Origin of the sequence: Neisseria sp. HMSC061B04 (assembly GCF_001836705.1) — a bacterium.
Lineage (GTDB): Bacteria > Pseudomonadota > Gammaproteobacteria > Burkholderiales > Neisseriaceae > Neisseria.
Map to the genome: position 1 here is coordinate 24923 of NZ_KV830201.1, position 22551 is coordinate 47473.

General features: G+C 50.3%; 20 protein-coding genes and 2 pseudogenes. 11 read left to right on the forward strand and 11 right to left on the reverse strand.

Annotated features, from left to right (window positions below; genetic code table 11):
- Window positions 1-12: 12 nt before the first annotated feature.
- Window positions 13-570 (forward strand): nitroreductase family protein, encoded by a 558-nt coding sequence (locus HMPREF2661_RS07950; protein ID WP_070823204.1) that lies wholly within the window; start codon window positions 13-15, stop codon window positions 568-570.
- Between the two features lie 78 nt (window positions 571-648).
- Here the strand turns inward: HMPREF2661_RS07950 and HMPREF2661_RS07955 are convergent, their stop codons facing one another.
- The 4 genes from HMPREF2661_RS07955 to yajC all read right to left on the reverse strand — a co-directional run bounded on the left by HMPREF2661_RS07955 (window position 649) and on the right by yajC (window position 4989).
- Window positions 649-1530: a carbohydrate kinase family protein gene (locus HMPREF2661_RS07955; protein ID WP_070823207.1), complete on the reverse strand. Its 882-nt coding sequence runs from the start codon at window positions 1528-1530 to the stop codon at window positions 649-651.
- Window positions 1531-1854: 324 nt separating this feature from the next.
- Window positions 1855-2790, reverse strand: coding sequence for a protein translocase subunit SecF (gene secF, locus HMPREF2661_RS07960; RefSeq protein WP_003686183.1), 936 nt, complete (start codon window positions 2788-2790; stop codon window positions 1855-1857).
- 3 nt (window positions 2791-2793) lie between these two features.
- The gene (gene secD, locus HMPREF2661_RS07965; RefSeq protein WP_003745673.1) at window positions 2794-4647 is read right to left on the reverse strand and encodes a protein translocase subunit SecD; all 1854 of its coding nucleotides are present in this window, start codon (window positions 4645-4647) and stop codon (window positions 2794-2796) included.
- A 75-nt stretch (window positions 4648-4722) separates the two neighbouring features.
- A complete protein-coding gene (yajC, locus tag HMPREF2661_RS07970; protein ID WP_003675720.1) occupies window positions 4723-4989 on the reverse strand; it encodes a preprotein translocase subunit YajC in 267 nt (88 codons plus the stop codon).
- A 177-nt stretch (window positions 4990-5166) separates the two neighbouring features.
- On the opposite strand from yajC, the gene HMPREF2661_RS07975 reads away from it, so the two are divergent.
- The 5 genes from HMPREF2661_RS07975 (at window position 5167) to HMPREF2661_RS07995 (ending at window position 11218) form a co-directional block, all read left to right on the forward strand.
- The gene (locus tag HMPREF2661_RS07975) at window positions 5167-6225 is read left to right on the forward strand and encodes a histone deacetylase family protein (RefSeq protein WP_070823211.1); all 1059 of its coding nucleotides are present in this window, start codon (window positions 5167-5169) and stop codon (window positions 6223-6225) included.
- A 233-nt stretch (window positions 6226-6458) separates the two neighbouring features.
- Complete coding sequence (locus tag HMPREF2661_RS07980) at window positions 6459-7523, forward strand: 2,3-butanediol dehydrogenase (RefSeq protein ID WP_003745670.1); 1065 nt, start codon at window positions 6459-6461, stop codon at window positions 7521-7523.
- 118 nt (window positions 7524-7641) lie between these two features.
- Window positions 7642-8784 (forward strand): NADH-dependent flavin oxidoreductase, encoded by a 1143-nt coding sequence (locus tag HMPREF2661_RS07985; protein WP_070823214.1) that lies wholly within the window; start codon window positions 7642-7644, stop codon window positions 8782-8784.
- Window positions 8785-8997: 213 nt separating this feature from the next.
- Window positions 8998-10593, forward strand: a complete 1596-nt coding sequence (locus HMPREF2661_RS07990) for a peptide chain release factor 3 (protein WP_070823216.1) — start codon at window positions 8998-9000, stop codon at window positions 10591-10593.
- Between the two features lie 241 nt (window positions 10594-10834).
- Complete coding sequence (locus HMPREF2661_RS07995; RefSeq protein ID WP_049323855.1) at window positions 10835-11218, forward strand: CopM family metallochaperone; 384 nt, start codon at window positions 10835-10837, stop codon at window positions 11216-11218.
- Between the two features lie 24 nt (window positions 11219-11242).
- On the opposite strand, the pseudogene HMPREF2661_RS11245 reads toward HMPREF2661_RS07995, so the two are convergent.
- Window positions 11243-11404 (reverse strand): annotated as a pseudogene (locus HMPREF2661_RS11245) (IS3 family transposase); the annotation flags it as partial.
- Window position 11405: 1 nt separating this feature from the next.
- A pseudogene (locus tag HMPREF2661_RS08000) lies at window positions 11406-11968 on the reverse strand (TSUP family transporter); the annotation flags it as partial.
- 197 nt (window positions 11969-12165) lie between these two features.
- On the opposite strand from HMPREF2661_RS08000, the gene HMPREF2661_RS08005 reads away from it, so the two are divergent.
- Window positions 12166-12711 (forward strand): TIGR00645 family protein, encoded by a 546-nt coding sequence (locus HMPREF2661_RS08005; RefSeq protein WP_070823219.1) that lies wholly within the window; start codon window positions 12166-12168, stop codon window positions 12709-12711.
- A gap of 72 nt (window positions 12712-12783) precedes the next feature.
- On the opposite strand, the gene HMPREF2661_RS08010 is transcribed toward HMPREF2661_RS08005, so the two are convergent.
- The gene (locus HMPREF2661_RS08010) at window positions 12784-13734 is read right to left on the reverse strand and encodes a bile acid:sodium symporter family protein (protein ID WP_070823222.1); all 951 of its coding nucleotides are present in this window, start codon (window positions 13732-13734) and stop codon (window positions 12784-12786) included.
- 277 nt (window positions 13735-14011) lie between these two features.
- Here HMPREF2661_RS08010 and HMPREF2661_RS08015 point away from each other — a divergent pair, with 277 nt between their 5' ends.
- On the forward strand, window positions 14012-14449 hold the full coding sequence (locus HMPREF2661_RS08015; RefSeq protein WP_049323852.1) for a hypothetical protein: 438 nt from the start codon (window positions 14012-14014) through the stop codon (window positions 14447-14449).
- Between the two features lie 192 nt (window positions 14450-14641).
- Here HMPREF2661_RS08015 and HMPREF2661_RS08020 read toward each other — a convergent pair whose 3' ends face one another.
- Window positions 14642-15529: a YicC/YloC family endoribonuclease gene (locus tag HMPREF2661_RS08020; RefSeq protein WP_234398658.1), complete on the reverse strand. Its 888-nt coding sequence runs from the start codon at window positions 15527-15529 to the stop codon at window positions 14642-14644.
- A 137-nt stretch (window positions 15530-15666) separates the two neighbouring features.
- On the opposite strand from HMPREF2661_RS08020, the gene rph reads away from it, so the two are divergent.
- Together rph and HMPREF2661_RS08030 are read left to right on the forward strand one after the other, a co-directional pair.
- Window positions 15667-16395: a ribonuclease PH gene (gene rph / locus HMPREF2661_RS08025; protein ID WP_070823225.1), complete on the forward strand. Its 729-nt coding sequence runs from the start codon at window positions 15667-15669 to the stop codon at window positions 16393-16395.
- Window positions 16396-16566: 171 nt separating this feature from the next.
- Window positions 16567-17787, forward strand: coding sequence for an aspartate kinase (locus HMPREF2661_RS08030; RefSeq protein WP_003745649.1), 1221 nt, complete (start codon window positions 16567-16569; stop codon window positions 17785-17787).
- Between the two features lie 77 nt (window positions 17788-17864).
- On the opposite strand, the gene HMPREF2661_RS08035 is transcribed toward HMPREF2661_RS08030, so the two are convergent.
- On the reverse strand, window positions 17865-18305 hold the full coding sequence (locus HMPREF2661_RS08035; protein WP_070823228.1) for a DNA polymerase III subunit chi: 441 nt from the start codon (window positions 18303-18305) through the stop codon (window positions 17865-17867).
- Between the two features lie 37 nt (window positions 18306-18342).
- Window positions 18343-20829, reverse strand: coding sequence for a heavy metal translocating P-type ATPase (locus tag HMPREF2661_RS08040; RefSeq protein WP_070823260.1), 2487 nt, complete (start codon window positions 20827-20829; stop codon window positions 18343-18345).
- Window positions 20830-21189: 360 nt separating this feature from the next.
- Here HMPREF2661_RS08040 and HMPREF2661_RS11795 point away from each other — a divergent pair, with 360 nt between their 5' ends.
- Window positions 21190-21315 carry a hypothetical protein gene (locus HMPREF2661_RS11795; RefSeq protein WP_269208294.1) on the forward strand — a complete coding sequence of 42 codons (126 nt, stop codon included), beginning with the start codon at window positions 21190-21192 and terminating at the stop codon, window positions 21313-21315.
- A 68-nt stretch (window positions 21316-21383) separates the two neighbouring features.
- On the opposite strand, the gene hflX is transcribed toward HMPREF2661_RS11795, so the two are convergent.
- Window positions 21384-22544 carry a GTPase HflX gene (hflX, locus tag HMPREF2661_RS08045; RefSeq protein WP_070823231.1) on the reverse strand — a complete coding sequence of 387 codons (1161 nt, stop codon included), beginning with the start codon at window positions 22542-22544 and terminating at the stop codon, window positions 21384-21386.
- Between the last annotated feature and the right edge of the window lie 7 nt (window positions 22545-22551).

Sequence of the window (22551 nt, forward strand, 5' to 3'; positions counted from 1 at the left end):
AAAGAATAAAACATGGATGCCTTAAATCTTCTGACCACACGTCGCTCTTCCAAAAAACTGACGGCTCCGGCACCCAATGCCGAGCAACTGGAACAAATGCTGCAAGCGGCAACCCAAGTGCCCGATCACGGCAATATGCGCCCTTTCCGCTTTACTGTGATTCAAAGCGAGGCCGGCTTGGAACGTTTCCGCGGACTTTTGAGCAAGACCGTTACCGAACTCAACTTCGGCGATGACGCCATGAAAAAAGCCGAACGTGTCGGCAACATGGCGCCCATGATTATCGGCGTTACATTCGTGCCAAACCGTGAAGTGGCAAAACCCAAACCCGAATGGGAGCAAATGCTGACTGCCGGATGCGCCGCCTATGCTTTACAACTGGCTGCTTCTGCTCAAGGTTTCGACAATGTTTGGATTACGGGCATGTGGGTCAACAGCCCATTATTGCGCGAAGCATTTGAGTGTGCCGACAAAGACAAAATCATCGGCCTAATGATGATTGGTTCGCCGACCGAAGAAGGCAGCAGCCCGAAAAATACCAACTTGGAATGTTTTACCACTTATTGGTAAAGCCTGAAAATACTCAGGCCGTCTGAAAACCTGATTTAATGGTTTTCAGACGGCCTTTTTACGTCTCTTGTCAAAATATCAAGCAGGATTCATAAACGCTTCAACTTCTTCCAAAGAAATATCCGCCGTTGCACCATGACGCGAAGCAACCAAGGCACCCAACGCACAAGCAAAAGTAATGGCTTCTTGAGGAGGCGCATTATTGAGCAGCTTGTAAGTCAAACCGCCAAGAAAGCTGTCGCCCGAGCCGACAGTATCCACCACTTTAACGCGGAAACCGCAATGACGGTACATCTCGCCGTCCTTATACAAAACCGCGCCATGGCTGCCCAAAGTCACACACAAGATTTTAACACCCGTCAGCTTAACAAGGTAGCTGATATTTTGTTCGATACTGTGATAAGGAGAGCCGTAAGCCGCAGCCAACTCATACAACTCATCATCGTTAAGTTTGACCATATCGGACTGTTTCATGGTCTCCAACAAGCGGGCAATATCGTAATGCGGCTTGCGCAGATTAACGTCAAAAATTTTGAATTTGGCTTCTTTCAATAAAACATCCAGGCTTTTACGCGAAACCTCGTCACGGGTTACCAAGCTGCCGAAAACAAAAGCATCGGATTCCGCCACTCGTTTGATTGCCGCATTATCATTCGAAATCCTGTCCCACGCGCAAGGATAAACAATCTCATAAGACGCACTGCCAGACTTGTCCAAATGCACTTTTACCAAACTAGTCGCGCATTCGTGGCAAACCTGCAAATAATCAGTATTGACGTTTTTGCTTTGGACCTGGCGCAGCAATTCCTCGCCGTCGGCATCATCACCGCGACGGCTGATGATGGCAGCATCGATACCCAAAGACTGCAAACGGACAGCAACATTCAAGGGGGCGCCACCCAATACCTTTCCGTTTGGAAAATCGTCCCACAGCACTTCGCCGAAACTGGTTACTTTCATTCTTAACCTTCCTTTTTTGAGGTTGATTGGCAGGGTCTGCACACCCGACAGATTTTTTGCAAATCATGTACTTGTAGTAAAACTCCAGCATCGGGGGCAAAAGTATTATGTTTTAAAATATTGGGACTGACAAGCAATTAAGGGCATATCAGACAATAAACTTGATTCATCACAAAATTATATTGTTCCTATTTTTTCTTTTTCTTTCACATTTATCCCCTCTGATTTCATTAAAACAAAACATTCTGAAATTTAAATACAAAAGGCCGTCTGAAAACTGATTCAATCAATTTTCAGACGGCCTTTATCGAATTATTGCAGCGATTAAACTACCACTTCTTCTTTTTTCTTCACTTCTTTGGCAATGTTCTCACGGCTCAAACCAAACATCAGCAAGAGCGGGCTGGCAACCAATACGGAAGAGTAAATACCGAACACGATACCGATGGTCAGCGCCATAGAGAAGCCATGCAAGGCCGCACCGCCGAACACCAGCATCGAAACAACCATTGCCTCGGTCGAACCGTGGGTAATGATGGTACGGCTCATGGTAGCGGTAATTGCGTTGTCGATGACTTCCGGCACAGTGTGGCCGCGCATATGCGGCTTACGGAAGTTTTCACGAATACGGTCAAACACCACCACAGATTCGTTCACGGAATAACCCAAAACTGCCAAAATACCTGCCAAGACAGTCAATGAAAATTCCCATTGGAAGAAGGCGAAACAGCCGAGAATGATCACGATATCGTGCATATTCGCAATAATCGCCGATACTGCAAAACGCCACTCAAAACGCATGGACAAGTAAATAATGATACCTGCCACCACGAAGCCTAATGCCATCAAACCATTGGTGACCAATTCTTCACCGACTTGAGGGCCGATGAATTCGACTTGGCGCAAGGTAACGTCAGGATTGTCTTTTTTCAGCAAATCCATCACTTGGTTGGACAGCTGGGCAGACGTTACGCCTTCTTTGTTCGGCAGGCGGATCATGATGTGCTTGTTCGTACCCAATGCCTGAACCTGTACATCGCCCATTTTCAGCGTATCGAGGCGTTCGCGTGTTTTATTCACATCCACGCCCTGCTGATATTGGACTTCCATCACCGTACCACCGGTAAATTCGACGGAGAAATTCAGGCCTTTAGTTACCAAAAAGAACACGGCGGCGATAAACGTAACCAACGAAATAAAAGTCGTCAGTTTGCCGTAGCTCATAAACGGAATATCGCGTTTGATTTTAAATAATTCCATGTTTTACTCCTTGCCTTCTGCCATTTCAGCTTTCGGCTTCCATACCGAACCGATGGAAATATTTTGCAATTTGCGACGGCGGCCGTACCACAGGTTGACCAAAGCACGGAACACGACCACGGATGAATACATCGAAGTCAGAATACCGATACAGTGTACAACCGCAAAACCGCGTACCGGGCCGGAACCGAATACTAACAAAGCGATACCGGCAATCAGAGAGGTCAAGTTGGAGTCGACAATGGTTGCCCAAGCGTGTTGGAAACCGAGGTTGATGGCCTGCTGCGGTGCGACACCGGCACGCAGTTCCTCACGGATACGTTCATTAATCAACACGTTGGAGTCAATCGCCATACCCAAGGTCAAGGCCAAGGCGGCAATACCCGGCAAGGTCAGCGTTGCCTGCATGGCAGACAAAATACCCACCAGGAACAAGATATTGGTACTCAAGGCAATGGTAGAGAAGAAACCCATCAAGCGGTAGTAAATCACCATGAATGCAGCAACAGCGGCAAAGCCCCACAAGGTAGAGTGGAAACCTTTTTCAATGTTTTCTTTACCCAAAGACGGGCCGATGGTACGTTCTTCGACAATCTGCATCGGCGCGGCCAGCGAACCGGCACGCAGCAATAATGAAGTATCGTTGGCTTCGGCTGTCGTCATGCTACCGGAAATCTCTACGCGGCCGCCGGTAATGGCGGCACGGATGACTGGCGCGGTAACGACTTCGGATTTACCTTGGTCGATCAACACCATAGCCATACGTTTACCCACATTGGCCGAAGTCAATTCGCCAAAAATGCTACCGCCCGCACTATCCAGGCTCAGGCTCACGGCAGGCGCGCCCATTTGGTCAAAGCTAGGTTGCGCGTCGTTGATGTTGTCGCCGGTCAGTTCAACTTGTTTGTTGACCAAGATGGTTTCCGGATGATCGCCACCGCTTGACAGCAATTCGTAACCGGTCGGCACATTGCCGTTCAAGGCTTCTTGCAGTTTGATCGGATCGTCTTCCACCATGCGCACTTCCAAAGTCGCGGTACGGCCGATAATGTCTTTGGCTTTAGCAGTATCTTGCACGCCCGGCAGCTGTACGACAATGCGGTCAAGGCCGGATTGTTGGATAACCGGTTCGGCTACGCCCAATTCGTTCACACGGTTGTGCAACGTATTGATGTTTTGTTTCACCGCATCAGAACGTACTTTATTGATTGCCTCTTCAGATAAAGTCAGCACGATATTGTTGCCGTCCGGCAGCAGCGTGGCTTCAGGGAACAATTTTTGCAACTGAGGCAAGGCTTTTTGTACATCGGCAGCATCTTGCAAAGGCACGGTCAGACCGTTTTCAGTCTGATGCACCGTGCCGGTACGGATTTTTTCGCGGCGCAATTCGCGGCGGATGTCGCCGGAATAACGTTCAAACGTTTTCTGCATCGCGGCTTTCATGTCCACCTGCATGGTGAAATGCACGCCGCCGCGCAAGTCCAGACCCAGGAACATCGGATTGGCTTTGATTTTCGCCATCCACTCAGGACTGTCTGCCAACAGGTTGAGCGCGGTAATATAGCCCTCGCCCAAAGTATTTTCGATGACGTCGCGCGCTTTCAATTGCGTTTCGGTATCTTTGAAACGCACTTTCAACGAGTTGTCGACGATGAACATACCATCAGTCTGAATACCTGCCTGCTTCAGCGCGGCATCCACTTTAGACTGGGTTTGATCGTTGATCACGATGGCTTGTCGGTTGGTCGATACCTGTACGGCAGGCGTTTCACCGAAAAGGTTGGGCAGCGAGTAAACAGCCGCAACCACAATCGTGAACGCAATCAGCAGGTATTTCCATAAAGGATAACGGTTCATGGTAAACCTTTGCTTTATTTATAAAGGCAAACAGCCGCGCTCGGAAAATGAGGCGGCTTTTTGCAAAAAAACGGATTATTCGGCTTTCGCGGCAATTGCGTTGCGCTCAACTTCCACTTCGATTTTCGCACCTTGGCCGATATCGACAGTGTAGAATTGCTCGCCGACTTTGGTCACGCGGCCTTTGAAACCTGCCGCCAAAACGACTTTATCGCCGACTTTCAAAGCGGCCAACATCGCTTGGTGCGCTTTGAATTTCTTTTGTTGAGGACGCATAATCAGGAAGTAAAACACCACCATGATCAGCACTAAAGGGGCAAATTGAGCCACTGCTTGATTCATAATATATCCGTTCTTTCAAGTTTTAGATTAAGTAAAAAACTGCACACTGCAATCAAACACATTGGTTGGACTGCAAAATTGAGCTATTCTAAAGGCCGTCTGAAAAATTTCCAAGTATTTCCGTATTTATTAACCATATTTAGCAGTCTTTACGACTTGTCCGACACATACTGTTCCATGTTCAAAAAAATCCTTTGGCGCATCAGTACCCGCCTGCGCCGTTTGTTTGGCAAAAACGCCCGCACCGTATGGATTTCGCATCCGATATTCCTACAGCACCAGCCGGGGCCCAACCATCCCGACAGGCCCGAACGCATCAGCGCCATTCAAACCGCCTTAAAACAAGAAGGCATTTGGCGTCGCCTGCAAACCGCCGAAGCACCGGAAATCAAAGATGCGCAGCTGGCATTGGTCCACTCGCGCAACTATCTGCACGAGTTGGAAGCCGCCCAGCCGCTCCCTGGTAAAATCCACCGTATCGACGACGATACCGTCATCTGCCACGACTCCCTCCAAGCCGCCCGTTTTGCGGCCGGCGCCGTCGTCAAGGCAGTCGACATGGTGATGAACAAAAAGGCCTGGCATGCTTTTTGCGCCATCCGCCCGCCAGGCCACCATGCCCACAGCAACAGCGCCGGCGGCTTTTGCCTGATCAACAACGTTGCCGCCGGCGTGATGCACGCCATTGCCCAATACCGCCTGCAACGCATCGCCGTCATCGATTTCGACGTCCACTTCGGTGACGGTACGGCGGAGATTCTCCAAGACGATCCGCGCGTGATGTTTTTCAACCTGTTTGAAACCGACATCTTCCCCTTCCCTCAGGCGGAACAATACGCCGGAAATAAAAATATGCTGCATACGCCCCTCAAACCGGGCACAGGCAGCCGTATCTTCCGCACAACCATCCGCGAACAATGGCTGCCCAAGCTCACAGCCTTCCGCCCCGAGTTAGTGTTGCTTTCGGCAGGTTTTGACGGGCACAAACAAGACGAAACAGGCCGTCTGAACCTGCATGAAGCCGATTTTGCCTGGCTGACGCACAAAATCGTCCAAGCAACGGCAAGCTGTCAGGGACGTGTCGTTTCCGTACTGGAGGGCGGCTATACCTTGGAATCCATGTCTAAATCCGCCGCCGCCCACATCCGCGTATTGGCGGGCTTGAGCAAGGCCGACTACGTCATCGCCTACCAAAAACATTTGAAGCGCGGCAAAAGTAACAATCCTACACCATAACGCATTCAAACTATTGCCCCCAGGCCGTCTGAAAACAGATTATCCTTTTCAGACGGCCTTTTTTTCATTTACAAACTTTAATTTGAGCAAAGACAAACCATTTCCATATTATCAGTAGTAAAATAACAAACATAAAACATATCAATAAAAATACTTCACACGCCACACTGCTTCCCTTTCCCCAATTGACCGTCTTTTTCAGACGGCCTCCACTTTAAAAAAGGAGCGTTACAATGAAAGCAGCACGTTTTTACAACAAAGGCGACATCCGCATCGAAGACATTCCCGAGCCAACCGTCGCTCCGGGTACTGTCGGCATTAATGTTGCGTGGTGCGGTATCTGCGGTACCGACCTGCACGAATTCATGGAAGGCCCGATTTTCATTCCGCCTTGCGGCCATCCGCACCCAATCTCCGGCGAGTCTGCGCCAGTCACCATGGGTCACGAGTTCTCCGGCGTGGTTTATGCCGTAGGCGAAGGCGTGGACGACATCAAAGTCGGCCAACACGTTGTTGTCGAACCCTACATCATCCGCGACGACGTACCGACCGGCGAAGGCAGCAACTACCACCTCTCCAAAGACATGAACTTCATCGGCTTGGGCGGCTGCGGTGGCGGCTTGTCTGAAAAAATCGCCGTCAAACGCCGTTGGGTACACCCTATTTCCGACAAAATCCCATTGGACCAAGCTGCTTTGATTGAGCCTCTGTCTGTCGGCCACCATGCTTATGTACGCAGTGGCGCGAAAGAAGGCGACGTCGCATTGGTCGGCGGCGCAGGCCCAATCGGTTTGCTGTTGGCTGCCGTATTGAAAGCCAAAGGCATCAAAGTCATCATCACCGAATTGAGCAAAGCGCGTAAAGACAAAGCACGCGAAGCCGGCGTGGCCGACTACATCCTCGACCCGTCCGAAGTCGACGTCGTTGAAGAAGTGAAAAAACTGACCAACGGCGAAGGTGTGGACGTCGCATTCGAATGCACCAGCGTCAACAAAGTGCTGGACACCATGGTCGAAGCCTGCCGTCCGACTGCGAAAGTCGTCATCGTATCCATTTGGAGCCACCCCGCTACCATCAACGTCCACAGCGTCGTGATGAAAGAGCTGGACGTGCGCGGCACCATCGCTTACTGCAACGACCACGCCGAAACCATCAAATTGGTTGAAGAAGGCAAAATCAACCTTGAGCCTTTCATCACCCAACGCATTAAACTGGACGAATTGATTTCCGAAGGCTTCGAGCGCTTGATCCACAACAACGAATCCGCAGTAAAAATCATCGTCAATCCTAATCTTTAATCCTAAGGCTTAAAGAATAAACAGGCCGTCTGAAACCTTTCAGACGGCCTGTTTACTTGATAAATTCCCGAATGGCCCAATCCTCTGCCAACCATTCACTTATCAAGAGCAAAATCTCATGAATCCAAAATACGCCCCACTCTTTCAAACATACACCCTCAATAACGGCGTAACCATCAAAAACCGCCTTGCCGTCGCCCCCATGACCCATTTCGGCTCACAAGCCGACGGTTTGATCAGCGACCAAGAGCGCACCTTCCTCAGCAACCGCGCAGGCGATATGGGCCTGTTTATCACTGCCGCCACTTTGGTTCAAAAAGACGGCAAAGCCTTTCACGGCCAACCTGAAGCCACAGGCGAACACTGCCTCGGCAGCCTGAAAGAAACCGCACAAATCCTGCAACAGCAAGGCGCAAAAGCGATTTTGCAAATCCATCACGGCGGTTCCAAAGCCATTGATAACCTTTTGGACGGTCTCGACAAAATCAGCGCTTCCACCAACGAAGCCGAACACGCACGCGAAGCAACGGCGGAAGAAGTCAAAGCACTCATCGCCTCTTATGCGCAAGCCGCCGATTTGGCGCTTCGTGCCGGTTTTGACGGCGTGGAAATCCACGGCGCGAACGGCTATTTAATCCAACAGTTTTACTCTGCCCAAAGCAACCGCCGCAACGACCAATGGGGCGGCAGCTTGGAAAACAGAATGCGCTTCCCGCTTGCCGTGATCGATGCCGTGGTTGCCGTCCGTAAAAAACACCAGCGCGACGACTTCATTATCGGCTACCGCTTCTCCCCCGAAGAACCGGGCGACGACGGCTTAACCATGACCGAAACCGGCGCACTGATTGACGCATTGGTACAAAAACCGCTGCAATATCTGCACGTTTCCCTGTGGGAATTTGATAAAAAAATTCGTCGCGGCGGCGATACCGCCCAAACCCGCATGCAGTTTATCCACGAGCGCATCAACGGCAAACTGCCGCTTATCGGCGTGGGCAACCTGTTTACCGCCGATCAAATTTTGGCCGCCTATGAAACCGGCTGGGCAGAATTTATCGCCTTGGGCAAAACCATGATGATTAATCCGCACATCGCCACGCAAATCCGCGAAGGCCGCGAAGCTGAAATCGAAACGCAACTCGACCCGACGCGTGCCGACCATTACGGCCTCCCCGACACCTTGTGGGGATTTGCCTCCAGCGGTACGCAATCATGGCTGCCGCCGGTAAAAGGCGCGGAATGGAAACCGATGGATATTTAATCATCGATTCATAGCATAAGGCCGTCTGAAACTTTTCAGACGGCCTTCGGTTTGGTGCAAACATTGAATTATCAAGCATTTTTTTGTACAATTCCGCATCTTTCAATCTATTGCAGGGCGTGTCGCACACGCCCTTATTTTAGCCTGTTTCCCAACACCCATATCCTTCAGGCCGTCTGAAAAAGCGGCCTGAAACTTTTTGCAAAGAAAACCATGTCCCAAGAAATCCTCGACCAAGTGCGCCGCCGCCGCACGTTTGCCATCATCTCCCACCCTGACGCGGGTAAAACCACGCTGACCGAAAAACTGTTGCTGTTTTCAGGTGCGATTCAGAGCGCGGGTACGGTAAAAGGCAAGAAAACCGGCAAATTCGCCACTTCCGACTGGATGGAAATCGAGAAGCAGCGCGGCATTTCCGTGGCATCAAGCGTGATGCAGTTCGACTACAAAGACCACACCGTCAACCTCTTGGACACGCCGGGACACCAAGACTTCTCCGAAGACACCTACCGCGTTTTGACCGCCGTGGACAGCGCCTTGATGGTGATTGACGCAGCAAAAGGTGTGGAAGCGCAAACCATCAAACTCTTGAACGTCTGCCGCCTGCGCAACACGCCGATTGTAACGTTCATGAACAAATACGACCGCGAAGTACGCGATTCTTTGGAATTGCTGGACGAAGTGGAAAACATCCTGCAAATCCGCTGCGCGCCCGTCACCTGGCCAATCGGCATGGGCAAAAACTTCAAAGGCGTGTACCACATCCTGAACGATGAAATCTATCTCTTCGATGCAGGTGGCGAACGTCTGCCGCACGAGTTCGACATCATCAAAGGCATCGACAATCCTGAATTGGAACAACGCTTTCCGTTGGAAATCCAGCAGTTGCGCGACGAAATCGAATTGGTACAGGCGGCTTCCAACGAGTTCAATCTCGACGAATTCCTCGCCGGCGAACTCACGCCCGTGTTCTTCGGCTCGGCGATTAACAACTTCGGTATTCAGGAAATCCTCAATTCATTGATTGAATGGGCACCCGCTCCGAAACCGCGCGACGCGACCGTGCGTATGGTCGAACCGGACGAGCCGAAATTCTCCGGATTTATCTTCAAAATCCAAGCCAATATGGACCCGAAACACCGCGACCGCATCGCGTTCTTACGCGTCTGCTCCGGTAAATTCGAGCGCGGCATGAAGATGAAACACCTGCGTATCAACCGCGAAATCGCCGCCTCCAGCGTGGTAACCTTCATGTCGCACGACCGTGAGCTGGTGGAAGAAGCCTACGCCGGCGACATCATCGGCATTCCGAACCACGGCAACATCCAAATTAGCGACAGCTTCTCCGAAGGCGAACAACTGGCATTTACCGGCATTCCCTTCTTTGCGCCCGAACTGTTCCGCAGTGTACGCATCAAAAACCCGCTGAAAATCAAGCAACTGCAAAAAGGTTTGCAACAGCTTGGCGAAGAAGGTGCAGTACAGGTTTTCAAACCGATGAGCGGCGCAGATTTGATTTTGGGCGCGGTCGGCGTGTTGCAGTTTGAAGTCGTTACCTCGCGGCTCGCCAACGAATACGGCGTAGAAGCTGTGTTCGACAACGCATCCATCTGGTCGGCGCGCTGGGTATCGTGCGAAGACAAGAAAAAGCTGGCGGAATTTGAAAAAGCCAACGCAGGCAATCTGTCGATAGACGCTGGCGGCAACCTCGCCTACCTTGCGCCTAACCGCGTAAACTTAAATCTGACGCAAGAACGCTGGCCGGACATCGTGTTCCACGAAACACGCGAGCATTCGGTTAAACTGTAAAACGCAAAGGCCGTCTGAAACTTTCAGACGGCCTTTTTTTCGTTCAATATCAACCCAATAAATCCCAAGCAAACTTTCCAATGGTCAGACACAGCAGCAACATAAATCCGTAACGCAGCTCAAATATTGTCTTATTTTAGCTTTTAGCACCTCACCAAACATTTTCGGAATAAATGTTGACTTTAACCTTAGGTCAAAGTTTATGATTTGTGCTCCTTCAGTTATCACATAGGCGAAAAACATGAAAAAACTTATGACTTTTATCACACTTAGCGCTGTTGCAATTTCAAATTATGCCCAAGCTAATGAACAACCGCATCAAGCACACATGAATATGTCAATGTCGACAGATTCTGCAATGCAACAAGAATTAATGCAAGGTATGAATCAAATGAATCAAGACATGATGGCAGCTGCGCAATATAAAGATCCTGATGTTGCTTTTGCAGCAGGTATGTTGCCACACCATATTGGCGCAGTAAAAATGGCGGAAGTTGAATTAAAATACGGAAAGGATCCTGAGATGCGTAAGCTTGCTGAGGATATTATTAACGCACAACAAGCGGAAATTGAACAAATGCAAAAATGGCTTAAAGCACACAACAAAAAAAGCTCCGTAAAATGATCTGACCCCAAAAGTTAGACTGATTTAGTTCAAGGACTGAGTTCTGTAATTCACAGAGCTCAGTCCTTTTAGTTTCCCCTGAATGCGCTCATGGTTGTAATAATGAATGTACTCATGAATCGTTTTTTCCAGTTGTTAGAACGTCTCAAATCATTTACCGTAATAACATTCCATTTTTAATCGTCCAATTGATGACCTTTGCCGAGGCGTTAGCCGCTAAAAAATCATAGCCGTAAAAGCGGACGAACACAAAAGCCAGCAGGCTGCCCCCGTCCCCGGCCCGAACACGCCGTCGTAAAACCCAATTAATGCGCCGAAAAACAAGCCCCATAAAGTTTCGCGGCGCGTCAGCTTTTCAGTGCGCACCGTCTGCCCCAAGTCTTTTTTCAAAAAAGTGTACAGACACATGGCAATCATGATGACCAGCATTGCCGGTTTCATGTATTGCACGGGGAAATACACCACCGTTTTCGCGCCCAAATATGAAGCGGCAAATGCCAACGCCGCGGCAGGCAGCAGCATTTTCCATGGTACGGGGATTCGGCGCAGATATTGCCCCGTCGCGGTCAGCGTGCCGCAGCAGGAAGCAAATTTATTGACACCCATCACCGAGGCCACAGGTGTAGCGTTTGGCAATAGGTTGAATAATCCGGAAATCTGCAACAGCCCTCCGCCGCCAACTGCCGCATCCATCAACCCTGCGGTAAAGCCGACCAACACCAGATAATAAAAAAACGAATCTGCAAGCATAATGTCCATCTCTAAAAAGCAAAGCGATTTTGCGCGTATTTGCCTGTCCTGACAACCTACCAGGCCGTCTGAAAAACAAAAGAGCAATATCCTGTTTTCAGACGGCCTTTCTTTTTAAATTCAGCCACTCAAATTGCAGCTTAAAAACTTTTCCATTAAAATGCCGCCCCTTATCTTTCCTACACACAACACATTTTATGGAACATTCCACCCCGACCAAACGCACAGCCCATGAACGAATGGGCATCTTCGCGCATTTTATTTTCGCCAGCCGCTGGTTGCAACTGCCGATTTATCTGGGCTTGATTGTCGCCCAAGGCATTTACGCCTACAAATTCCTCAAATCCTTATGGCATTTGGTCACCAATCTCGGCATCATGGACGAAAACACCATCATGATGGCCGTGTTAAACCTGATTGACGTTGTGATGATTGCTAATCTGCTGACCATGGTCATTATCGGCGGCTACGAAACCTTCGTTTCCCGCCTCCACGTTAACGAACACCCCGACCAGCCCGAATGGCTCAGCCATGTCAACGCATCGGTTTTGAAGGTTAAGCTGTCGATGTCCATCATCAGCATTTCATCCATCCATCTGCTGCAAACCTTCCTCAACGCCGCCAACCTGACCGAAAAACAAATGATGTGGCAGTGTATTACCCACATCTGCTTCCTGATTTCCGCCCTTGCCATGGCGTTAACGGACAAAATCGTGTACGGCACGACACATAAAGCGCATTGATTTCAAAAACAATCAAAAGGCCGTCTGAAACCTTTTCAGACGGCCTTTTATTATTTGGCAATGTTTACCGGCTTATTGCTTACGCTTGTCCCACCAGGCAAACAAATTGCCCAAAATCGTTCCCGATACGGAGTGCCAAACGCAGGCAACAGCGGCGGCAACGGCAGACTCGGCATTACCGGGGAAGAATTTGGCGCTCAAACCGGTGGCAAGTCCGGCATTTTGTACGCCGACTTCGATGGCAAGGGTGCGTTTTTTAGCAGTATTCATACCGGTTAACGCGCCGCTGTAATAGCCAAGGATATAGCCACCGATGTTGTGGGCAGCAATGGCGAGTATCATGACCAAAGCGGATTCGGCGAAGCGGTGACCGTGGACGGCCGCAACGCCGCCGACAATACACGCGAATGCGGCAACGGCAACAGCCGGCATAATCGCGCGCACGTCTTCAAACCAGTGTTTTTTGTGCAGCAAAATATTGGCCACCGAACCAATGACAACAGGCAAAAGCGTTACAAGCAGCATAAATTTGAACATACCCCAGCCGTCCATTTCGACAGTTTGTCCGACCAAATAAGTCATCCACAGCGGCGTCATCACAGGTGCGAGGACGGTGGAAACCGTGGTCATGCCGACTGAAAAGGCAACATCGCCTTTAGCCAAAAAACTCATGATATTGGACGAAACGCCGCCCGGACAGGTACCGACCAAAACCAAACCCAGCGTCAATCCGGGCGAAAGATTGAAGGCTTTGGCAATACCAATGGCGAGCAGGGGCATAATCGTATATTGGGCGATTGCGCCGATAAAAATATCGAGCGGACGCTGCGCCAGAATTTGATAATCTTCTTTGCCCAAAGTCATGCCCATGCCGAGCATGATGATGCCGAGTACGACGACTTGCGTATCGCCTTTTACCCATGAAAAAGTGACAGGTTCGATAAAGGCGATAATGGAGGCAAGAATGATGATCAGGGCGGTGAAGCGGGTCATTTGCCGACTGATTGCGGTCAGAAAGTTCATGTTTTTACTCCTTTGTATGTTCTTATCATGACAATAATTGCCATAAGTTAACAGATATTAACTTATTCATATAACTCTGACAATGAAAATAGAAAAACTGTCATTTCATCAAATTAAACATAAAATATAACGACAATCGTAGCTTATAAGTATCAAGTAGTCTTTGCCGCCAGAAAAATAGTGATGTCTTATGTTTTAAATGCCTCCAATTTAATTTTGCAAAAGACCAAAGCGATACAGGGAAGTTAAATTACAACAACTTAAAAGGAAATAAAAAATGAATTTAAAAGAGCAGGTTGAGTTGTTATTATCTCAGCAGAAACATCCTGAAATAATAAAGAAAAATTTAGATGACCAAAAACTTACCCATGATGTTTTATTATCTTTGGGCGTAAGACCTGATAGTGAATTTTATGAGCTTTATACCAAATATTTTTTAGGATCACTAATTGGTAGCTATAGTGAACTTGTTGATCCATGTTCACCTGACAGCTTTGATGGAGCAATCATGGCTCATGAGTATTGGGATATCCCAAAAAATTATATTCTCTTTACAACCGGGGAAGGAGAAGGGAGTTATTTTTACAATACTGAAGATAATAGCGTTTGGGATTATGGCTTGGGTGAGCAACACTTGCTAGGTACAGATCAGCTAAGGCATTGGAGTAGCTTTTACAAATTTATGGTTTGGTATTTGACGCCCGATGAATCATAATGGCACTTTGAAAGACTATTAAGTCCTGTCCAGCTTTTTTCAAATTCAAAGATATTTGTTAGATTTTCCACTCAATCTACACCTGTTTTAATACAGATTTGGGATTTGCAACAAATTTCAAAAGCAAAACAGTAGCATTAAGGCCGTCTGAAAACTTTTCAGACGGCCTTATTCTATCTGTTCGTTATCGATTTATTCGATATTTTGAACCTGTTCGCGCATTTGTTCGATTAAGACTTTCAGTTCAACCGAAGCTTGCGTGCATTCGGCGGCGATGGCTTTGCTGCCCAAGGTATTGGCTTCGCGGTTGAGCTCCTGCATCAGGAAATCCAAACGTTTGCCTACGCTGCCCTTGCCTTCGGTAACGATGCGGCGCACTTCGGCGATATGGGTGCGCAAACGGCTGAATTCCTCATCCACATCAGATTTCTGAATGAACAAAGCAAATTCCTGTTGCAAACGGTCATTGTCGATATTGCCGACGGCTTCTGCCAAACGGGCTTTGACTTTGTCCATATGCGCCTGCAGCAGGCTGGGGAACAATTCGTTCAAAGCGTCCACAATCTCTTCCATGCCGTCCAGACGTTGCAGCAGGTGCTCGCCCAGCTTTTTGCCCTCGCGTTTGCGGGCGGCTGCAAACTCTTTCAAAGCGCTGGTCAATAAATCTTTAACGCCTTTGGCCAAAGCCTCGGCGTCTTCGCCCTGACCCGCCAAAACGCCGGGAAAACGCAAAACATCGGCCACGCTCAATTTGGCAAAATCATGTTCCTTGCGCCAAGTTTTGTTCAAATGCGCCAGTTGGACAACCAAATCTTGATTGACCTCCAAAGTCTGTCCGCCCGAGGAGGCATCCTGCAGCTGGATGCGGCATTCCAATTTACCGCGCGCCACGGCCGCGGCAATCTGCTCGCGCAACGCGCCTTCCAAATAGCGCAACTCTTCCGGCATACGGAATTGGACATCCAAATAACGATGATTGACCGCGCGGATTTCCAAATTAATCCGCTTGCCGCCGCATTCGCCTGCGGCATTGGCAAAGCCGGTCATGCTGTGGATTTGAATATTTCGTCTTGTAGCCATGGTTTTACTCCGTTTCCAAATACGAGTGAAAGTACGGATACTATAACACACCCGACCGCCGATTTTCAGACGGCCTTTGCCGCCAAATTCCTCTATAATTCAAGGCAACCTGTTTTTTATTTCCCCAAAGGACCATCATGAGCGACTACACACGCACCGGCCGCGCCGCCGACAGCCTGCGCAACATCAAAATTACCCCAAACTTTCTTCCCCACGCCGACGGCTCCTGCCTCATCGAGTGCGGCAACACCAAAGTGATTTGCACCGCCTCCATCGACGAAAATGTCCCACCGTTCCTGCGCGGTAAAGAACAAGGCTGGGTAACGGCCGAATACGGCATGCTGCCGGCTTCCACCGCCTCCCGTATGCGCCGCGAGGCCGCCGCAGGTAAACAGTCCGGCCGCACACAAGAAATCCAACGCCTGATCGGCCGCTCCCTGCGTGCCGTCGTCGATATGGAAAAACTCGGCGAACGCCAAATCCTGATTGACTGCGACGTCATCCAAGCCGACGGCGGCACGCGTACCGCCTCCATTACCGGCGCCTACGTTGCCCTGCAAATCGCCGTGGACAAGCTCCTTTCAGACGGCCTTATCAGCAAAAACCCCATCCGCGAAGCCGTTGCCGCCGTTTCTGCCGGCGTGGTGGGCGGCGTACCGCTTCTGGACTTAGACTATCCCGAAGACTCAGGCTGCGACAGCGACGTCAACATCATCATGACCGCATCCGGCAAAATCATCGAAATTCAAGGCACGGCCGAAGGTGCACCGTTCAGCATCGAAGAATTGGGCAAACTCATTGCCCTAGCCCATAAAGGCATTGCCGAATTGGTCCAACACCAAAAGGCCGCCCTTTTGGCCCTATAATCAGCAAGGCCGTCTGAAAGATTTCAGACGGCCTTTTTTAACCCCGTCCATTTATGCACATTTACTCAAAAAAGCGCGTCCCATCCTTGAATTTCATGTAAAAAATAGTAATAATAACCCTTTTTCCAGCAAACCAAGCTGCCCGACAAACCCCACAAGAAAGCACGAAACATGGCGTTAATCGTACATAAATACGGCGGCACATCAGTAGGCTCGCCCGAACGCATCAAAAACGTAGCCAAACGTGTCGCCAAAGCCCGCGCCGAAGGACACGACATCGTAGTCGTCGTATCCGCCATGAGCGGCGAAACCAACCGACTGGTCGCCCTGGCGCACGAAATGCAAGAACATCCCGATCCGCGCGAGCTGGACGTCGTCCTTGCCACCGGCGAACAAGTAACCATCGGCCTGCTGGCCATGGCCCTGAAAGACATCGGCGTCGACGCCAAGAGCTACACCGGCTGGCAGGTTGCCCTCAAAACCGACACTTCCCACACCAAAGCCCGCATCGAAAGCATCGATGACGAAAAAATGCGTGCCGACCTCGCCGAGGGCAAAGTCGTTATCGTAGCCGGTTTCCAAGGCATCAGCAGCGAAGGCAATATCTCAACCCTCGGCCGCGGCGGCTCCGATACCTCCGCCGTTGCACTTGCCGCAGCCCTCAAAGCCGACGAATGCCAAATTTATACCGACGTAGACGGCGTTTACACCACCGACCCGCGCGTCGTACCCGAAGCACGCCGCATGGACACGATCACATTCGAAGAAATGATCGAATTGGCCAGCCTCGGCTCAAAAGTTTTACAAATCCGCTCCGTAGAATTCGCCGGAAAATACAAAGTGCGCCTGCGCGTACTCAGCAGCCTGCAAGAAGGCGGCGACGGCACCCTGATTACCTTTGAAGAGGACGACAACATGGAAAGAGCAGCCGTAACCGGTATCGCATTCGACAAAAACCAAGCCCGTATCAACGTACGCGGCGTACCCGACAAACCCGGCGTTGCCTACCAAATCCTCGGCGCAGTTGCCGATGCCAACATCGAAGTCGACATGATCATCCAAAATGTCGGCAGCGAAGGCACAACCGACTTCTCCTTCACCGTACCGCGCAGCGACTACAAACAAACCATCGAAATCCTGCAACAACGCCAAGACAGCATCGGCGCAGCCTACATCGACGGCGATGACACCGTATGCAAAGTCTCCGCAGTCGGCTTGGGCATGCGTTCACACGTCGGCGTAGCCGCCAAAATCTTCCGCACCCTCGCAGAAGAAGGCATCAACATCCAAATGATTTCAACTTCCGAAATCAAAGTATCCGTCCTGATTGACGAAAAATACATGGAACTGGCCACCCGCGTTCTGCATAAAGCATTCGACTTGGGCAACTAATTCCAGCCAATCAAAAAGCCGTCTGAAACTTTATTGTTTCAGACGGCTTTTTGATTAAAACTTTGCTGTTTTAATCCTCAATCCTTTCCTTCTCTCGAAAAATGCTCAATCTCAAATCCGCTCTGACGATAAGCTCGGAAACGGTCTCGGGCTTCGGCCAAATCTTCTAAGCTGTTGCCCACAATTTCGAGGATACGGTTTGGAATGGCCGGGGCTTGGCTCCAAAAATCGGCAGACAGGTTTAAAACCGTGCAATCTTTCGGAATATTCGGCAGTGCATTTCCAAACGCAAGCAATACCGGCGTTTCAGACGGCATGGGGTCGGTAGGCAGCCAGACTTCATGCGGAATAAAGCTTTCGGGAATCTGCTGCCACAAATCAATGTCGAGTTGCTGCACTGCCGCGGCAGAATCCGACCACACCAAAATCTGCCCGCCATCGCGTATGGCGCGCGCAATCAGGCGGCAGGCAAAGGCGGCCGGTTGGGCGACGTGTGTATAAAAAGTGGCTTTAGGCATGGCGTATTCTTTCGTTTAGGCAATGGATCTGCCGTTTTCAGACGGCCTTTTTGGTTTTCAACAATCTCAAGGCATTGCCCAACACCAGCAGCGAGCTGAAACTCATGCCGAGCGCGGCGATCCACGGGGTCACGTAACCAAACACGGCCAGCGGAACGGCAACCAAATTGTATGCGCTCGCCCAAGTCAGGTTTTGGCGGATGATTTGATGGGTGCGGCGTGCCTGTTCCATCATCACGGGCAAAACGTTCAAATCATCATTGAGCAAAACCACATCGGCACCATCGCGCGCTACATCGGCACTCGTGGCCACGGCGGCCGATACGTCAGCTTGGGCAAGGACGGGGGCATCGTTGATCCCGTCGCCGATCATCATGACTTTACGTCCTTGTTTTTGCAGATTTTCTACATAAGCCAGCTTGTCTTCAGGCGTGGCTTCGGCACGATAGGCATCCAAGCCCAGCTCTTGCGCGACTTGGGCGACGGTAGCCTGTCGGTCGCCGCTTAAAAGGTGCAGACGGATGCCGTGTTGTTTCAGGTTTTGCAACATTTCGGCGGCGCTGTCTTTGATTTGGTCTTCCAGCAAAAAGGCCGTCTGAAAACCGCTTTGATTGCCCAAGAAAATAATGCCGCCTGTGTGGTCGATATGGGCAAAGGCTTCGGGCAGATGACCGGCAATTTCCGAAACAAACGCCGCTTTGCCCAAAGCCCAAACTTGGGTTTCACCATCAAATTCGATTTGCGCGCTGACACCGTGTCCGATACGGTTGACCCGTTGTTGCACTTTCACATCAAGCGCGGATACAGAGCTATCTGAAAGCGTATGGTTCAAAATGGCACGGGCGATGGGGTGTTCGGATTGCTGTTCCAATGCTTGGGCGATAGCAAGGGCTTGGATTTCGTTCAGACGGCCTGCGGACAACATACGGCTGACGGAAAGCTGCCCTTTGGTCAGCGTACCGGTTTTATCGAACACGACATTGTCAATTTGGGCAAGCGTTTCCAGGCTTTGTTTGCCGCTGATAAGAATACCGTCTTTGGCAAGTGCGCCAGTCGAAGCGGCCAGTGCGGTCGGCGTGGCAAGCGACAAGGCGCATGGGCAGGTAATGACCAGCAGGGCAACGGTAATCCACAAGGCGGTGTGCGCATCAGCATACCAAGCCCAGCCGATAAAAACGGGAATCGCAAGCAAGAGCTCGCCAAACACGAAACTGGACGCGTATTTTTCGGCCAACTCGGCGGCACGCGGTTTTTGCGCCAGCGCGCGGTCGAGCAGCTTGACGATATGGGACAGGCGCGTGTTGCCGCCGGTATGGTCGGTGCGGATGATTAAAGGACTGCTGGTATTGAGCGTGCCGGCGGTTACTTTTTCAGACGGCCTTTTCACAATGGGCAGGCTTTCACCGGTCAACATGGCTTCGTTAACTTCGCTCTCGCCGGATAAAACCGTACCGTCCACCGGAATGACTTCGCCGGGCTTCACAACAATCGTATCGCCGATATTGAGGCGGACGACTGCGGCTTCCTCGATGGCTTCGCTTTCCGGATAAGACGGCAAACGGTGGCAGAATGCCGGAACCAGTTTGACCAACCGCTCCGCCGCATCGCCTGCTTTGCGTCGGGCAATCTGTTCCATAAAACGCCCGCCCAACAGGAAAAACAGCAACATGGCGATGGATTCAAAATACATGCCCTGCCCTGCGTTAGTAGCCAAGCTGTAAATACCGGCGATAAAGGTCATCACAATGGCAATGGCAATCGGCGTATCCATGCCGACACGGCGGTTTTTCCAGTCGCGCCATGCGCCGCGGTAAAACGGCAACGCGCTGTAAAACACAACGGGCAACACCATCAAAAAGCCGCCCCAATGCAGGATTTCCAAATAAAGCGGCTCGATGTCGCCGCCGTAAAAATAAGTCGGCAGGGCAAACATCATCGTCTGCATCATGCCCAGACCGGCCACGGCCAATCTGACGATAAACTGCTTGCGCTCTTTCTGCGCCTGCACTTCGATTTTTTGCGCATCATAAGGCGCGGCGGTATAACCGGTTTGGCGGATCTTCAGCAAAATATCCGACAATTCGATGTGGGCGCTGTCCCACACCACGCGGCAGCGGTGGGTACTGTAATTCAAATCCACGCGCACCACGCCCTTCATACGCAACAACTGCTGCTCAATCAGCCACACACACGCGGCGCAGGTAATGCCGCCCAGCATCAACACTGCCTCGCGCTCATCCCCTGCGCCGACCTCGACAAAATCCGCCTGCACTTCGGGCAAATCGTACAGCTTTAATTGCGACAACACTTCCGGCGGCGGCAATTCGGATTTTTCTGCGTCTGCGGTACGCTGTTTGTAATAATTGCCCAAACCTGCATCGATGATACTCTGCGCCACAGCTTGGCAACCGGCGCAGCAGGTTTCGTGTTCTTCGTCTTCAAAACGAACCGTCAGATGCAGATGCTCGGGGACTTCAAGTCCGCAATGGAAACAGTTTTTTTTAGGATGTGTGGGAGATGTCATCATGTGTTCGATTTATTTTTCAGACGGCCTGAAACAATCGTTTCAGGGTGTTACATTTTAGCAAAAAGCGTTTTTCCGCCTCATTTCATTTACTTTTGAATTAATAGACTATCGAATTTTATAAAAAATATGGAAAACAAAGTATTGACCGTTTATCAAATGATGAACGGTAACATATAAATACCGTTTATCCTTAAAAACTTCCAATTATTTTAATGTAAAAATGGAACTTTTTTAAAAATCCAAATACATTTTTTATTGACCTCAATCCATTTACGCAGCATACTTTAGCCATTCCGCGAAGACGGAAATAAAAAACACACATTTACTTATAACACTAACTTATTGGGAAACCTCACCATGATTGATCGCCTTATGCCTATCTTTGCCGTTATCGGCATTTTGTCCAGCACCATATACCTGAGCCTCGCCGCTTGGATGCTTTACGAAAGCGTGTTCAAAAAGAAAAGCCCTCTGTCGGCATAATCCTCGGATTTAAAATTTTACGGTAAGGCCGTCTGAACATTCAGACGGCCTTGTTTCATTCCATACTATCAAGCACTTGGCTGTACGGCCAATTCAATCATCGCTTCGCGTAAACCGTCCAAGCCTAAACTTTCGGCAACGGAAACATTCACGCCGACGGCATGCCCGGAGTTGTCGCGCAAAATGCCTGCTTCACGCATACCCGACGGCAGCAAATCGATTTTGTTGTACACCACCAATTGCGGAATTTCATGCGCGCCGATTTCTTCCAAGACTTCGTTGACATCGTCCATCTGCCGTTCAAAATCGGGATTGGATGCATCGACGACGTGAAGTAGCACATCCGCCATCGCCGTCTCTTCCAAAGTAGCGGAAAACGCCGACACCAGCTTGTGCGGCAAATCGCGGACGAAACCGACGGTATCGGTCAAAATCACACTCGCCTCATGCGACAGAAAAAGCCGACGCGCAGTGGTATCCAAAGTGGCGAACAACTGGTCTTTCGCTAATACGTCCGCTTTGGTCAAACGGTTGAACAGGCTGGATTTTCCGGCATTGGTATAGCCGACAATGGCAAAGGTTTTCAGACGGCCGCTCATGCGCGATTTGCGGCGTGTGGCGCGTTGTTTGCGGACATCGGCAAGCTGTTTTTTCAATGCCGTGATTTTTTGTCCGATTAAACGGCGGTCGGTTTCCAACTGGGTTTCGCCCGGCCCTTTCAAGCCGATACCGCCCTTCTGACTTTGCAAATGTCCATAACCGCGCACCAGCCGTCCGCTCAAATGGTTCAGCTGGGCCAGCTCCACCTGCAACTTACCTTCCTGCGACTGGGCGCGTTTGGCAAAAATCGCCAAAATCAAACCCACTCTGTCGAGTACGCGGCATTGAAGCTCTTTTTCCAGATTACGCTCTTGTGTCGGCGTGAGTTCGTGGTTGAACACGATCAGCCCGACATCATGCTGCTTAACCACTGCCGCCAACTCTTCCGCCTTGCCCGTACCGACAAACAAAGCCGGATGCGGTTTGTCGCGTCGTGAGGTTTCGATAGAAACCAAATCGCCGCCGGCTGCGCTCACCAATTCTGCCGCTTCGGTCAAGGCCGTCTGAAAGCCGCGCTCGCGCGTTTCGTTTGCGCCGGAATAGTCCGCCGTCAGCATTACGCCAACCAAGAGGACGCGTTCGGGCTGTTCCAAAGATTTATCGACGGAAAACAGATTGCGCTTACTCAAAAAATTT